The sequence below is a fragment of the Pseudoalteromonas luteoviolacea H33-S genome, from assembly GCF_001625695.1.
GTDB lineage: Bacteria > Pseudomonadota > Gammaproteobacteria > Enterobacterales > Alteromonadaceae > Pseudoalteromonas > Pseudoalteromonas luteoviolacea_B.
This window is the reverse complement of record NZ_AUXY01000056.1, coordinates 18,686-33,689: the sequence shown is the minus strand read 5'-3', so window position 1 is coordinate 33,689 and position 15,004 is coordinate 18,686. Positions and strand designations below refer to the sequence as shown.

At 43.0% G+C, this 15,004-nt stretch carries 11 protein-coding genes; 2 read left to right on the top strand and 9 right to left on the bottom strand.

Translation table 11 applies throughout. The features are described 5' to 3' along the window. The first annotated feature begins 189 nt into the window (after positions 1-189). A complete protein-coding gene (locus N477_RS06075) occupies positions 190-606 on the top strand; it encodes a hypothetical protein (RefSeq protein WP_155731818.1) in 417 nt (138 codons plus the stop codon). Between the two features lie 142 nt (positions 607-748). On the opposite strand, the gene N477_RS06070 is transcribed toward N477_RS06075, so the two are convergent. From N477_RS06070 to N477_RS06045, 6 genes are all read right to left on the bottom strand, one after another. Continuing rightward, positions 749-1,393: an NAD(P)H-binding protein gene (locus tag N477_RS06070; RefSeq protein WP_063362347.1), complete on the bottom strand. Its 645-nt coding sequence runs from the start codon at positions 1,391-1,393 to the stop codon at positions 749-751. A gap of 83 nt (positions 1,394-1,476) precedes the next feature. Next, positions 1,477-1,938, bottom strand: a complete 462-nt coding sequence (locus tag N477_RS06065; RefSeq protein ID WP_063362346.1) for a GNAT family N-acetyltransferase — start codon at positions 1,936-1,938, stop codon at positions 1,477-1,479. Between the two features lie 61 nt (positions 1,939-1,999). After that, positions 2,000-2,476 (bottom strand): SixA phosphatase family protein, encoded by a 477-nt coding sequence (locus tag N477_RS06060; protein WP_063362345.1) that lies wholly within the window; start codon positions 2,474-2,476, stop codon positions 2,000-2,002. Positions 2,477-2,536: 60 nt separating this feature from the next. Continuing rightward, positions 2,537-3,439, bottom strand: a complete 903-nt coding sequence (locus N477_RS06055; RefSeq protein WP_063362344.1) for an ABC transporter ATP-binding protein — start codon at positions 3,437-3,439, stop codon at positions 2,537-2,539. Beyond that, positions 3,436-4,245, bottom strand: coding sequence for an ABC transporter permease (locus N477_RS06050; RefSeq protein WP_063362343.1), 810 nt, complete (start codon positions 4,243-4,245; stop codon positions 3,436-3,438). The genes N477_RS06055 and N477_RS06050 overlap by 4 nt, the downstream gene beginning before the upstream one ends. A gap of 130 nt (positions 4,246-4,375) precedes the next feature. Next, on the bottom strand, positions 4,376-6,190 hold the full coding sequence (locus tag N477_RS06045; protein ID WP_063362342.1) for a M2 family metallopeptidase: 1,815 nt from the start codon (positions 6,188-6,190) through the stop codon (positions 4,376-4,378). A gap of 200 nt (positions 6,191-6,390) precedes the next feature. Between N477_RS06045 and N477_RS06040 the strand changes: the two genes are divergently transcribed. Then, on the top strand, positions 6,391-8,661 hold the full coding sequence (locus N477_RS06040) for an acyl-CoA dehydrogenase (RefSeq protein WP_063362341.1): 2,271 nt from the start codon (positions 6,391-6,393) through the stop codon (positions 8,659-8,661). Positions 8,662-8,666: 5 nt separating this feature from the next. Here the strand turns inward: N477_RS06040 and N477_RS06035 are convergent, their stop codons facing one another. From N477_RS06035 to N477_RS06025, 3 genes are all read right to left on the bottom strand, one after another. After that, on the bottom strand, positions 8,667-9,104 hold the full coding sequence (locus tag N477_RS06035; RefSeq protein WP_081216491.1) for a hypothetical protein: 438 nt from the start codon (positions 9,102-9,104) through the stop codon (positions 8,667-8,669). Between the two features lie 185 nt (positions 9,105-9,289). After that, on the bottom strand, positions 9,290-11,674 hold the full coding sequence (locus N477_RS06030; RefSeq protein ID WP_063362339.1) for a hypothetical protein: 2,385 nt from the start codon (positions 11,672-11,674) through the stop codon (positions 9,290-9,292). 174 nt (positions 11,675-11,848) lie between these two features. Next, positions 11,849-14,998: an efflux RND transporter permease subunit gene (locus N477_RS06025; protein WP_063362338.1), complete on the bottom strand. Its 3,150-nt coding sequence runs from the start codon at positions 14,996-14,998 to the stop codon at positions 11,849-11,851. Positions 14,999-15,004 lie beyond the last annotated feature (6 nt).

Genomic DNA, 15,004 nt, shown 5'->3' with positions numbered 1-15,004 from the left:
AAATTGATCTACTTTTGCATTCTTGACGAGGGATTGGGGACTAGTATACAGCAAGGTTAAGAAGGAGTGAAACCAATGATTTGCATGTTAACAAGTCCCTTTTAAAGGAAATATTGCGGTAGATGAAGAAATTTAACGGCACAACAGTGCGAGGGTTCTACAATAATATCTAAGTCACGCAGCTCTAAAATGAGAGAATTTAATATGCTAATCAAGGACAGACTGAATGTATTAACGGGGTCTACCCTAATCATAGCCACTTATATACTGACTGGATGTGAGGGCAATCAGAACTTACAAAGCACTGGGAGCGAAGTACAGAGTGTGCCAAAGTCCAGTATATCGAATGGCATTTACAATGTGATGCATGATGAGCAAAAATTCGTAATGGGCGCGTGTGTCGAATTGGGGTATCCGTTGTCTATTTCAAAATCCCAAGCGTCTGCACAAGTGCAGTCAGCCTGTTCTCGTAATCTTACCCATAAATTTGAAGCTGATACTAAAAAGTCGGACACCAAGCTTAAATGGCGTGTACGTGTTCAAGGTGTTGAGCTCCAGTGTGAATGTGCAGGTTACGCCACGCAGGCTGGTCGTAATCGACCTTGAATACAGAGGTGATGGGCGCGCTTTTATTGCTGCTAAAAACATATGCCAATCATACCTAATCAATATCTTATGCGTCGGAGGCTACAGTTCAACCCTCGGGCACCTGTCATTAAAGAAAGGTGATAATCCTATCTTTCTGAGCCTAGCAATCGAACAACACATCCAGTGCATAGGTTTGTGTTTTTTTGTGCTCAGCCATCGCCACTGATACCATTTTCTTCGCAACTTGTTGCCCAGAGATTGGACGGTATTTTTTCAGCCAAGGCAGTTTACAGAGTGTCGGTAATAAATAATTTCCGAGGGTTTCCGCGATGCGTGTATCTGATCTCTGACCAATCAGTAATGAAGGTTGGAAGATGTTGACCGTGTCAAAGTGCAGCTGTTTCACATGTTGCTCAAGTTCACCTTTCATTTGAAGGTATGGACTGAGGCTATTTGCATTGGCACCACTGGAAGAGACCAAAAAATAATGCTTGATCTGGTTTTGGGCAGCAAGTTGAGCAACTTGAAGCTGATAGTCTAAGTCGACGGTTCTTTGCTTTGCAATCGTGCCTGCTTGTTTTTTGGTGGTGCCCAAACAAGAGAACAGTATATCACCTCGAAATATATGGGCGAATTGACTCAGGTTATCAAAGTCCACTACTTGGTTTGTGATCTTAGGCGATTGATAATCAACAGGTCGCCGCGTAACAGCAGTAACGTGACTCATTGAGGGATGTTCTGCAAGTTGTTGCACAAGGTTTTTACCAATAAGACCTGTCGCACCGAGGACAATTGCTGTTTTCATTGTTTATTTAGTCTTTATTAATCGCCGTGATGGTGTATTAGATATAGTGCATCAGCTAATAGCAAGCATTTTGAGTTATGTAATTAGCCTTCGAGTGAAAGCTGCATGAATACAGAAGAGGGTTCTTGACGATATTGCCCAAACGCATTGCAGAATTCGAATCCAAACGCTTCATATAGCTTAATTGCTGCATGCTGTTGATTGCCAGTTTCTAGCTTGACTTGCTTTAGCCCACTTGCTTTAGCTTGCGAGAGCAGGTGTTGTATAACCGCTTTCGCCATGCCCTTGCCACGTTGAGATGGTTTGACATAGATGCGTTTTAACTCCGCGTATTTTGATTGCTCTTGTTTAACAACGTAGCTGCCGCACGCGACGAGCTCTTCTTCATCATAGTGACCGATGAGATAAGTATTGGGGTTATCCACTTCTTCGATTGGTATTAGATCGTTGGCCTCTGCGGGGTAGAGGCTATTCATTAACGTATCAATTTCATTAAAAAGCGCTTCAAGTCCTGCGCTTTGGCTGCTTAATTGAATAAACTGCATAGTTTTCCTTGTCGTATTGTTTACTCACTGATATTAGTTCCTAAAATGGGGTGGTCAAGTGTTAATCTAAGAATAGGTGTCTAATATAATTCATTTTTTTAGTAGTAGCCTGTTCCCAACTGTACGCATTGAGACTTAATTCAACATATCCGCACGTCACAACATTATTGAGATTAGGTGCGCCCAAGAGGTTTACCACAGCCGTGATAGCAGGGTTATGGGCGACAATGCAAATATCATTAAAACATTCATCACACTGCATAATTGCGTCTATTAATGACTCTGGGTCGAAGGTATAAAGCGCATCGCATCGCAGCAGATCATTTTTGGGCGCGAAGCCGCGGTGTAAAATTTTGGCAGTGTCTATTGCGCGTTTTGCTGGGCTTGTCACAATTTGCGTATCTGGCAATGGCCCAAGCGTGGCTGCTAGTTTACCTGCCCGAGCAATCCCTTTAGGTTTGAGTGGTCTATCAAAGTCATCAAGGGATGAGTCTTTCCAGCTTGATTTTGCATGACGGACCAGCCTGAGTGTTTTCATATACGCCTCATTTGTAAGCAAATACACACAGCGTGGTCCATAACACGTTTAATGATGTTGTTAATCAACAAATAATTGGTTTTCAAGTGTTCTGCCATTGACCAGTTGTTTGTAAGTCCAACTGTTTTCATGGATCAGGGTGAGTAAAGATAAATCAAACGGCTCATCTTGCTTGGCATACTCAATGACAAGTTCATCAGATTGGGTTTGTTTGATATTTTTTACACCGTTCAATCTTGCTATTTTGTCTTTCATGGGCCCATCTAGGTTGAGCATTTGCAAAGTAACAAAGCTGCCTTGTTCACTTTGGTAAAGATCGCTTTGATGGCTTGAGAGTTGACCTTGCTCCAGATAAAGCACGGTATCACAGAGTCGCTCGAGTTCACTGAGATCGTGTGAGCTCAAAATGAACGTCATATCACCTTGTAAAGAGGCAATCAGGGTACGAATTGCTTTGGCGTTTTTCGGGTCTAGTCCGGCGGTTGCCTCGTCAAGCAATACAATTTTCGGACTGCCCAGTAATGCCTGTGCAATACACACGCGCTTTCGCATACCATGAGATAGCTCGCCCGTTTTTGAGTTCGCAACATGGACTAAGTCGACTAACTCTAACACGCGCTGTGTGTCTGTCTCGGCCGCTTTACGCGACATACCTTGTAACTGAGCAAAGAAGCTCAGTTGCTTTGCGACTGAAAATTTGGGGTCAAGTTGCGCATCTTGAGGCAGCGCGGAGATTTTGCCAAACAAATGAGCATCGCCGGGGCTGTGACCAAGCACATTAATTGACCCGTTAGATGGCTTTAAGTATCCGCATATGATGCTGAACAATGTTGTTTTACCCGCCCCATTTGGGCCAACTAACGCCACCGTACTGCCTTTGTTAATCGTAAAAGCAACATTATTCAGTGCTTGTTTTGTACCAAACGTTTTGCTCAAAGAGCTTACTTCAATCACTGCGCTCATAGATCTCTCCCTTTTAATAAAACATGTCCAATACCAAGCAATACCAGAGTTTGGCATGCTGGGAGCAGATAAGCAGAGGCGGGGGTATTTCGCCAACCGGTCAGCTCTGTAACTTGATGTCCAGGTATAAGGTAATTTAACCAATCAAGCATAGGGTATTGCACACCGAGATAGCTGATCACAGAGGCCACAATGGTAAAAAATAATATGGAAAAAACAATACTCATTCTTGCTGAGTTAGTGATCAGATTCAGTAAGCTCATCAGCGCAATAAAAGGTAAGCAGGTGAGCAGCAGTTTGCCCCAAATTGCGACAGATTTGGGCAAAGCAGATGCAAGTAAACTGGCATCCCGATAAAGCATCATGGCAAGTGTTGCAACGGTGACTAGGGCGATAAGTGACGCCAAGATCATCACTTGTCCTGCAAATCGACCAAGTAATATTTCAAGTCGTGTGCTGCGCATGGTTAAAAACCTTAAAGTACCTCTATTTCTATCTTCGACGGTTTGATCTGCTGTGACAAATACTGTGAACATAGGGAAGGTAAATAGACCAATCAGCCAAAACATGGCAAGCTCTGCTTCAGGCCAAGATATCAAAGCTGACAATCCGACAGTGCCAGCGACTTGCCCCACAATGTCTGAAAACTCATAGCTACTGATAAAAGGGACTGCATTGTAGATGGGGTAGCGCAATACCATAAGCCAGACAAGGAAAAATGCGGCAATGGCGAGCCAACCTCGCTTGGTGGCAAATAAACGTGTAAGTTCAAATTGGCCAAATAGCCAAGTGCGTTGAAAATTCATAAGGTCTCCTCATTCAGATCAATACATTAGCTCGAATTAATAAGAGGAGGAAGCAAAAAAGTGTTGCAGAATATGGCGCCTGAAACAAATAGCGCAGCAAGGTGCTGCGCTATTGAATTTTAGTTAACTATTACCAGCCACACTGACGGCCTTTGTTTTGCTCGTCAAGGTACGCTTGTAATGGTGCGAAGTAGTCTAAAATTGCAGTCGCATCCATTTGCTGATTACCTGTTACTGTTTCTAGGGCTTCTTGCCAAGGGCGGCTGCTACCCATTTCAAGCATGGTATTCAAGCGCTCACCAGCTTCTTTTGAGTTGTAAACAGAACAGCGATGGATTGCTTCTTTACTACCAGCAATTTCACACAGTGACTTGTGGAATTCAAACTGCAAGATATGTGCTAAGAAGTAGCGAGTGTAAGGCACATTGCCCGGAACGTGATATTTTGCACCTGGGTCAAAGTCGTTCTCGGTACGTGCGACCGGCGCTTTAACACCTTGGTATTTTTCACGTAATTCCCACCAAGCTTGGTTGTATTGCTCTGGGCTGATTTCACCTGAGTATACTTTCCAGCGCCACTGATCGACGAGCAAACCAAATGGGATGAACGCAACTTTATCCATCGCCATTTTCATTAATAGACCAATATCTTTAGACTCATCTGGTACTTGTTCAAGTAAACCGATTTCTTTCAAGTAACCTGGCGTCACCGATAGCGCGATGGTGTCACCAATGGCTTCGTGGAAACCATCATTAGCACTTTCTTGATAGTAGAGAGGCAGCTTGTTATATGCGCGCTGATAGAAGTTATGGCCTAACTCATGGTGAATAACAGAGAACTCTTCACCGGTTTGCTGAATACACATTTTGATGCGCAGGTCATCTTTATTATCCAAATTCCAAGCTGATGCGTGACATTGAACATCACGATCTTGCGGCTTTAAGAACAGTGAACGTGTCCAAAAAGTTTCTGGTAATGGTTCAAAACCCATAGAAGTAAAGAACTTTTCAGCGCCTTTGGTCATCTTAATCGCATCGTAGTCATGCTCTTTAAGTAACTGGGTTAAATCATAACCTGGATCGGCGTTTTCTGGCGCAACTAAGTCATAAACGTTACCCCAAGTCTGTGCCCACATGTTACCAAGCAAGTGCGCAGGAATAGGCTGATCTTGCGGTACTTTGTCTTCACCGTATTTTTCGCCAAGCTTGGCGCGCACGTGACAATGTAGTGAGTTGTAAAGAGGCTTAACCTGACCCCAAATACGGTCGAGTTCTTTTGCAAAATCATCTGCTGGCATGTCGTATTTACTACGCCACATTGCACCAGTATCAGCATAACCTAACTCATTAGCACCTTCGTTTGCTAATGACACAAGATCTTTGTAAAGCGGACGCATTGGTTTTGAGACCTCGCGCCAGCCTTGCCAGATATCTAGCAGCTCTTCGTAATTTCGGCTGGTGGCCATTTTAGCTGTCATGTCACCTAGGCTCATGCAAGTACCGTTATTACAGTACTTACCTTTACCGTAGATGCCATCAAGCTCGGCTGATAACTTTGCAAGCTCTGCTGTTTTTTGCGGATCTTTTGGCGCAGGAAGTGTTAAGTTAAGCTTTAATTTATCAAGCTTTCGACGGTTGTCGTAATTTAACTCTAGGTCATCAAATTTAGCCGCTTCATTGGCAAGTGCAACCAGTGCTGCTGTGTATTCTCTGCCAACTTCTGCTGATAGCGCCGCGGTATCTTCAGTAATAAAGTTTGCGTAAATCCATGCTGCTCTACTGCTTCTTACAGATAAATCTTGTAGCTGCTTTTCAGCTTCTGCAAGAAATACCTCAGCGTCTTTTTCTGTTAGCTTTTCAGTCGTTGTTGTTGAATTACAGCCACTCAGTGAGAGTGCCCCAGCGACAAAGATTGCGCTTAGGCTGAGTTTAAATTTTGCTGACATTGTGTTTTCACTTTTTGTTATAGAGAGGGGTGATGATAGCAGCGTCTGCTAATGTGCTCAATTATCTGTAGCTACACTTGACGTTAAAATATTTAGCGAAGTCGTTAAATTTATTCCTAGATCAACAAAGCGAGTGAATTATTGAGTTAGTGTGTTTTTCATCCATACTTATCTTGATACTTAGTTGGGGAACAACGCTCATGTGGCTAATTTTATTATTAATTATTGCAGTTTGGGTTATATTTTCGGTCAAAGATATACGCCTAAAATGGATTTCAAAACCGACATTTAATTACTTTAAACGCGCTTTGCCTGAACTCTCAGACACTGAGAGAGAAGCAATGAAAGCGGGAGACACGTGGTGGGACGCCAGTTTATTTAGTGGTAAGCCAGATTGGGGGATGTGGCTCAAGTCTGGCAAGCCTCGCTTATCAGATGAAGAACAAGCTTTTGTAAATAATGAGTTAGCTGAATTAATGACCATGCTTGATGAGACTGAGATAACAGCACGAGGTGATTTGTCTAAGGAAACTTGGCAATTTCTGCGTGAAAAAGGCTTTTTCTCAATGATTATTCCCAAAAGCTTTGGCGGTAAGGAGTTTAGTGCACAAGCTAATTCTGTCGTTGTATCTACGATTGCAACGCGTAGTTTGTCCGCTGCAGTGACCGTGATGGTGCCAAATAGCTTAGGTCCTGCGGAATTACTATTGCACTTTGGTACTCAGGCGCAACAGGCGCAATGGTTACCAAAATTGGCCAGTGGTGAAGTATTACCGTGCTTTGCACTGACATCGTTACATGCTGGCTCTGATGCTGGTGGGATCACAGATCATGCCACAGTGTGTCGCCAAGAGTATGAAGGTCAAGAAGTATTGGGTTTAAAAGTGACTTGGTCAAAGCGGTATATCACGCTTGCCCCTGTGGCTGATGTACTGGGCTTGGCGTTTAAAGTATACGACCCAGATAAGCTGCTGGACGATGAAGTTGAGCGTGGTATTACCTGTGCGCTTATCCCAACTTCACATGATGGAGTTAAACAAGGAGAGCGCCATGATCCAATGGGCTTAGCGTTTATGAATGGCACCACTTCTGGGAAGGAGGTTTTTATCCCACTAGATTGGGTCATTGGTGGGGAGAGTGGTGTAGGGAAAGGGTGGCGAATGCTCGTTTCTTGCCTAAGTGCTGGACGGGGAATTTCACTACCAGCTTTGAGCGCAGGCACTGCGCAGTTATGTGCAAAATCGACTTCTGCATACAGCCAACTACGTTATCAGTTTAAACAGCCGATAGGTCAGTTTGAGGGGGTTCAAAGTACAGCTGCTCGAATTTATGGGTTAACTTATAGTATTGAAGCCGCAAGAGAGAATACGGCGCTTGCGGTGGATTTGAAGAAAAAACCATCGGTGATAACCGCCATTGCTAAATATCATCTAACAGAGCAAGCGAGGATAGTTATCAATGATGCGATGGATATTCATGGTGGTAAGGCAATACAAAAAGGCCCATTAAATTACTTAGCCAATCACTATGCAGGCATGCCAATTAGCATCACTGTAGAAGGTGCCAATATACTCACACGAAATTTAATGATTTTTGGTCAAGGCGCAAGTCGTTGTCATCCTTTTATCTTAAAAGAGATGGAAGCAGCGCAAATGACAGATCCAGAGCAGGGGCTGAAGGTTTTCGATAAATTACTTGTCGAGCACATTGCGCATTCAGGTAAAAATGCAGTGAAAGCTCTGTTAAACGGTTTAACTGTGGGGCGCTTTGTACGTAGCCCTGTAAGTGGTGATGTGGCGCGTTACTATCAAAAACTCACTTGGTATAGCCAAGTATTGTCATCGCTAAGTGACATTGCCATGTTGAGGCTTGGTGGAAAGCTCAAATATCGCGAAATGCAGTCTGCTCGGTTAGGGGACATGCTAAGTCATTTGTATTTGGCATCTTGTGTACTGAAAAAATTTGAAGATGATGGGCATCAGTGTGGTGATTTACCGCTGCTTCACGTTGCGATGTCTTACCATTTATCAAGTTACAGTAGTGCGATGAAAAACTTTATTGATAACTTTTTACCTAGGGGACTTCGAAGCATCGCTAAGCGCATATTTTTCCCTTTTGGCACTCGCTCTCGAGAGATGTCTGATGAACAGGTTAAAGCGTTATGTGCAAGCGTGTATGAAAACCACACTACGCGGATGCGGATCAGCGCATTATGCCCCAGTACAAACATGCTTGGATTGGAAAAGCTGGAGTCAGCACTGAGTTTGTCAAAAAAAGTGACTTCAGCGTATCACGACTTTTTAAGGTGGCAAAAAAAGCAGACTGCAAAACTGTATGATAAATCTATGCCTGAGCAATTGGTTGCAGCGTGTGAAGCTGGAATTATTTCTGAAGGGGACAAGCAATTGCTAGAGGAGTGGTTACAGGTATGTGATGAAGCGCTCAGTGTTGATGTCTCGAGCGCCTCTTAATTATCTTATCGTGCGTAAGGGTCTGGGTTAATTTTATCTACATACCAGCTTCCCTTGCGTTTAACCATTTGCACACTGCGCATGTCGTCTACTTGATCACCGTGCAATTGTCCCGTAAAAATAAGGTTTACTTTGGCATTTTTACCATATTGCTCTCGCAAACTCTTATTTGTCATATCTAGCTCAATTGTGACATGGTCGAATTGCATGTTGACTAGGTTTCTAGTGAATTGTGAGGGCGTGCCGTACGAGCGCATGATCCTCGCAAGTCGAGGGGTAGCAAGGTCTAGAGCCGTTTTCATATCCTTTTTATTGTAAAGTGCGTCAAAATACATGGTTGCGGTATAACCGGGTGTATCTTTGTCACCTCGACCAGCCTCTTCATTGTCACAGGCTGTTATCAAAAACGAAAGAGCAAAGATAAGTAAAGCAGATAATTTCATAATACGAGAGAATAACGAAACACTGACTCTAGTGTGTCTTTATTCTTGGCATTTGTAAAGGTGACTAGTGAAATTCGATTGGTTTATAATTTCCACTTAGTATAAAGGGGTGGCTTTTTATGTTTTTTTGTCATTAAGCATGACCCTGCACTCACCTCAGAGCTGACTGAGGTGAGTGAGACAGTTTAGTTATTGATGGGGCAGCTTATGGAGTATGAGCTTTTAGGCTTGTAACAAATTTGGCCGTCTTTTTCGAGTAGAGTTGATACAAATTTACCCGCACTTTCATAGGTTTTTTTCTCATCTTGATAGCATTGCATCTTCCCGTCTCGGACTAGGCAAGTTTGCTCATTTAGGTTTAAAATCTGATGTACTTGGCCAGGCTGTTCGAGCAAGTTCTCAATCTTTGTGGCACGCGTTCCCCAGCATTGCCAGCTTGCATCTTGTCTTTGCCCACAGACGGTTTCTAATCCGACTGTATTGAGTCTAACTATATTTTCTAAATTAGGCACGTCCAGTACAGGATTTTCGGTTTCACCATCACATTGAACTTTGCCATCATAGCCTAGTAAACAGACATAGTTTCCTCTAGCGACTACTTGTTTTAACTGCTCTGGCTGGTTTTCAAAAAGCAATTGGTCATTTTCACTGACACATTTTTGCAAAACACGATCTTTCACCTCGCAATTGTACTTCTCTCCTTCGATTGTTATGTTGTCTACGAAGCGGATTTGAAGCTCGCTAGAGGTGGCTTTATTGTTGTCATCTTGGCTTACTAATCTCAGTTTGACGGTATCAGCTTTTGGACGAAAAGGCTCATTAATGTTTGCTTCGTTTGCCAGCGTTTGTGGGTTTTCAAATGTAAACCTTGCTGTGTCAGAAGACCAGTTTGGGGCATACTCGCTTTTGCCGTCAGTATGGATCAATTGCCCGAAGACAGAAATGCGGTCACCGGTGATAAATACTTCATCTATGCCAGAATAGGCTCGCAATAAAGAGTCGTATGCCCATGCCGTGATATTAAATTCTTTTTCAGCTAATCCTGCCTTAGCAATGACCTTGAAAAATCGTCGACCAGCTAAAGGTACTTCATTGTCTAGTAATGTAATTGCGAGATTATTATCATGATTTTCAGATTCAAGCTTGTCATAAGTATATGTGCCAAATGCCGCAACTACTCGTACACTGTCTAACTTAACACTGCTGGCTAATTTGTAATTGGCTGTGACTTCTTTTTGTGGGTAGATCTCAAATTCTTGATATTTGTCTTTGAGTTGGATCTCTCCTCTCGTAGCTGATGTACTGAGATAAACTAGAGGGATCTTAGCGGTTTTGGTAACGCCAGTGTTATATTTAACTTCGTAATGCACATGATGAATCTTTTTAAGGTCGTCAGGTTCTGGCAATTCTATTGTAAGCTGATTGGGCGCTTCTACTAGCAAGCTTTTATCAAAGCCACCGTCAATATCCCAAGTTACAGACTCTACCTCAGAGGTATCTTCTAGGTTACTTTTAATAATTACGGTTTGACCAGCAGCGGCAAGGGCGTGAGAGCTAGAGAGTGAAAGCTTATTATCAGCAGGTATAGGTGATACTTTAACTTTTGTGGTTGCTGTTTTTGTAATGTTACCTTTCATCGTGACTTCTAGTGACACGTCAAAGTCAGTTTCTTGCTCAACATTCGGTGCGTAAAATTGATAAACACGTTTTGTAGATGAAGGCTTTGTAGGTTGTGGGTCAGGGGCCCAGCTCCACGCATAACCAATAATATCATCAGAATTTGCAATTGTCGGCACGATGCTCAAATGTGCTGTTGAAGAAACTGCATACCCTTTTGCAAGAGAAACATTTAAGACAGGCCCATCAGCTGGAGAAATTTTTATTTTTGCCGTTTGTTTGTGTGCACCATTATTTGTTTCGATAATGATGGTCACGAAGAACTCTATGACTTCGGTGACTGCGGGAAGTTGAAGGTTAAGCGAGGAGTCGCCATGTGTATCTGCTAAGCCTTCAGTCACATCTTGATAGTCAGGATCAAAGCCTTCAATGTCCCAAGTTACCGACTTAATCGTGGATGTTGTTTCGAAGGGCACATTGATGCTGACATTACTACCGCCTTCAAACTTATATTCATCAGCCATTTGTATGTGTGCCCCGATACTTTCAGGGTAAAGGGTGATGTTAAAGTTTTTACTTACCGGTTGATTGACTCCGTCTGATACTTCACAGGTTATTACTATGCTTTTTTTCTCAGTCACAGCAGGAAAGGAAACGATTGTCTCAGAGAGTGAGTTTTGCTTAAACGTAACATCGGCTAGAGAGCTTTTCCAGTTGACTGTTAAGTCATCACTCTCTGCATCAACAAACTGGGTCGATAGCGTTATGGTTTCTTTGGACAACGCAATGGTTTCACCCGTGATAAAAGCGGTAGGTGCGCTATTTTCACTGACAGGTTGATTTTGACTTTGGTCTGCTCGAGGGGTCAGTGTACTATTTGAACTATCATTGTCACTTCCGCCTCCGCAGGCTGTGAGTAATGTGATTAGTGGAGCTATGAGTAGTTTTCGCATTTTTAATCCTTAATATATGCTGTTTTTGTAGTGGTTTATTTTTAACCACATGAAAGATAGTTGGATTTAATTGAATGAAAACTGAACATCAAGGTTGGCGATTGTATAGTATTTGTAATTAAGTGTATGAGCCCAGCTTTATGCTGGGCTCTTTCAGGAGGTGAAGTATTTCTGTTAGTTGACGTTAGAGGGAACTTGAGGCTGTTCGGTTTTTTGTCGGCGTAGTACCTTTCTTGAGAGTTGTTTAATATCCTCTAACATAACGTATTGACATGGGATTAGCAGTAATGTGATGACAGTGGCAAATAGAACGCCAAATGCCAACGATACAGCCATCGGGATGACAATCTGTGCTTGTAAACTGGTTTCCATAATAATGGGCACAAGACCAATAAATGTTGTTAGAGAAGTCAAAAGGATTGCCCTGAAGCGGCGACAACCAGCCTCAACAACAGCTTCTTTTATACTCATACCTTGCTCTCGGGCTTTATTGACAAAATCGACCATTACCAGCGAGTCATTCACAACAACGCCAGCCACAGCAATAATACCAAACATAGACAAACCGCTCATCGTCATACCCAACACTAGGTGACCAAATACAGCTCCAACCACGCCAAATGGGATAACCGACATTATCAATAATGGCTGAGAATAAGAGCGCAGAGGGATTGCCAGTAGTGCGAATATGATCATCATAGAGATGGCGAAGTCTCTAAACTGCTCTGCAACGCTGTCCATTTCCTCTTGAATACGACCAGCAATACTGCTTGAAACCCCAGGGTAGCTCTCTAATAAACTAGGTAGGTATTCTTCACTGATCTGTTCTGCAATCTTAAACGGTTCGGCTTTGTCAGTATCTATGGATGCCCACACACTGACAGTACGCTTGGAGTTTTCACGACGTATACGGCTTACACCTTCTACTTGCTTGATGTCAGCCACTTCAATCAAGGGGATCTCTGCGCCAGCAGGTGAGATTATACGCACGTCTTGAATATCGCTGATGGCATCTCGCTGCGCTTCAGGGTAACGGATCATGACTTTAATTTCTTCACCATTTCTTAATATCCGCTGAGCTTCAATACCGTAATAACTAAAGTTTACTTGCGAAGCAATGTCAGCAAGCGTAAGTCCCATGCTGTAGGCAAGTGGTTTTAGCTCCAATTGGATTTCATCAGTAGCAGATTGCATAGAGTCGTTAACATCACCAACGCCTTCAATGGTTCTGAGCTTATCTTTTAATCTTTCAGCCACCTCTTTTAGGGTGTCTTTGTCTTTGCCTTCAAGTCGGAAGCTGATATCGCCATCATCTCGACCGCCGTCAGAAATACTGTCTTGAATATTTAAAGTTTTTACACCAGGTAGCGGTGGCATATTTTCGCGCCACATGGCACTGAGTTCAAATGTATCAATTGGGCGTAAATGAGGCTCAACCAGCACAGCGCGGATAGTCGCGTTGGTTCTGCCATTCATATTGATAGCGAAGTTTTTAACCATAACTTGATCGTAGTCTTGCTCAATTTGCTGCTCTACTTTATTAAGCATAGTTTCGAGTTTTTTGATGGTTTCGAGTGTTGCCGATTCTGAAGAAGACAAGTTCATTTCAACCTGAATGCTCGGAAAATCATGAGGGATTTTAGGGTTGGCAACAAACTTAATAAATCCGCCAGCGAATAATCCCGCGCTGACAATAAGAATACAAATAAAGCCAACGATCACCGTATAGCGATAATGAATGCACTTTTCAATAGAAGGTCTATAGGTGTTTTCGATGAAGTTTTTTAGACCGTTGTCTAGCGCTTCACGCAGGCGGTGGAATGGGTTGTTAGGGTTGCTTGGCTTGTCTTTCATTGCCGCTAGGTGCGCGGGCAAGATAAGCTTTGATTCAATCAAAGAGAAAATTAAGCAAAGAATGATAACACCGCCAATGGCTTTGGAAAATGCCGCTTCTGGGCCGGTAGATAATGTTTGTGGGAAAAACGCGGCGATGGTGGTGAGTACACCAAATGTCGCAGGGACTGCAACTCGTTTTACACCACGGACAACGTTATCTAAACTGTGACCGTGTTTCTCTATTTCAGCATGTGCTGATTCGCCGACGACAATGGCATCGTCTACCACAATACCGAGTACCAGTATAAAGGCAAATAGAGAGGCTAGATTAATGGTGATGTCGATAGAGCCAGCAGGCATGAGTAAAAATGCGCCCAAAAACGATACTGGTAAACCCATCATGACCCAAAACGCTAACCTAATTCTTAAAAACAGCGCCAACATCAGCATGACGAGTACGCCACCGATGACCATGTTTTCAATCATCATATTGAGGCGGCCTTCAAGGTAGTAAGTGAAATCTAAAAATGGTTCTAGTTTCACGCCCTGTGGTAATTGACCCTCTTTCTCATTTAGGTAATTTTTGATGATCCCTGCAACATTGGTGATATCTTGATCTTTTGACGCACGAACTTCATAGATCAGTGAATTTCTACCGTTATAGAGTGAGTACATCAGACCTTCTTCAAAGCCATCTGAGATAGTGGCAACATCACCTAACCGAATTTGAGCACCATCTTCCAATGTGATCAAAGGAAGCTGTTCAAAATCATGACCGCGATAAGCTTGGTTTTCAACTCGCATTGAAATGTAGCCATTATCAGAGCGGATTTGACCTGCGGACATATTAGCAGAGTAGTTACGTACTGCATCCGCGATATTTCTAAATGTTAGACCATACTCACGTAGTTTATCCGGACTAACTTCTATGCCAATTTCATAATTCAGGCCACCATTGAACGTAACTAAATTTACGCCCGGTAAAGCAAGCATTTCGTCATGCAAATTGTTACCAAGGTGCTTGAGATCTTCGAAGCTCATGTCCCCGTTTAATGTCAGGAGCATGACTTCCTGTTCATTCTTTTCATTGCGAATGACAGGGCGCTCCATGTCAGCGGGGAAGGTTGAAATAGAGTCAACCTGCATTTTGACTTCATCCAGTACATCTTTGGGGTCGTACTGATGTTCGACTTCAATCCAAGTTTGTGAGTAGCCCCTGTTGGAGTAGGTGATCAATCGTTTTATACCTTCAAGGCCTTCCATTGATTCTTCTACTTTTATCGTGATCCCTTCTTCGACTTCTTGAGGTGCAGCGCCGGGGTAGATGGCTTGGATGCTCAACCAGTAGTTAGTATTTTGTGGGAACAATTGTTTTTGCATTGTGAATGCTGTGAGCAGACCGCCGACGAGAATGAAAATCATCAGCAGGTTTGCCGCAACTGGATTGCGTGCAAACCACGCAATAATGCCTTTTTCTTGGCTTTCCATACGCTA

Coding starts and splice junctions, on each gene's coding strand:
- N477_RS06075 (WP_155731818.1), top strand. CDS start 190: ATGAGAGAATTTAATATGCTAATCAAGGACAGACTGAATGTATTAACG.
- N477_RS06070 (WP_063362347.1), bottom strand. CDS start 1,393: ATGAAAACAGCAATTGTCCTCGGTGCGACAGGTCTTATTGGTAAAAAC.
- N477_RS06065 (WP_063362346.1), bottom strand. CDS start 1,938: ATGCAGTTTATTCAATTAAGCAGCCAAAGCGCAGGACTTGAAGCGCTT.
- N477_RS06060 (WP_063362345.1), bottom strand. CDS start 2,476: ATGAAAACACTCAGGCTGGTCCGTCATGCAAAATCAAGCTGGAAAGAC.
- N477_RS06055 (WP_063362344.1), bottom strand. CDS start 3,439: ATGAGCGCAGTGATTGAAGTAAGCTCTTTGAGCAAAACGTTTGGTACA.
- N477_RS06050 (WP_063362343.1), bottom strand. CDS start 4,245: ATGAATTTTCAACGCACTTGGCTATTTGGCCAATTTGAACTTACACGT.
- N477_RS06045 (WP_063362342.1), bottom strand. CDS start 6,190: ATGTCAGCAAAATTTAAACTCAGCCTAAGCGCAATCTTTGTCGCTGGG.
- N477_RS06040 (WP_063362341.1), top strand. CDS start 6,391: ATGTGGCTAATTTTATTATTAATTATTGCAGTTTGGGTTATATTTTCG.
- N477_RS06035 (WP_081216491.1), bottom strand. CDS start 9,104: ATGAAATTATCTGCTTTACTTATCTTTGCTCTTTCGTTTTTGATAACA.
- N477_RS06030 (WP_063362339.1), bottom strand. CDS start 11,674: ATGCGAAAACTACTCATAGCTCCACTAATCACATTACTCACAGCCTGC.
- N477_RS06025 (WP_063362338.1), bottom strand. CDS start 14,998: ATGGAAAGCCAAGAAAAAGGCATTATTGCGTGGTTTGCACGCAATCCA.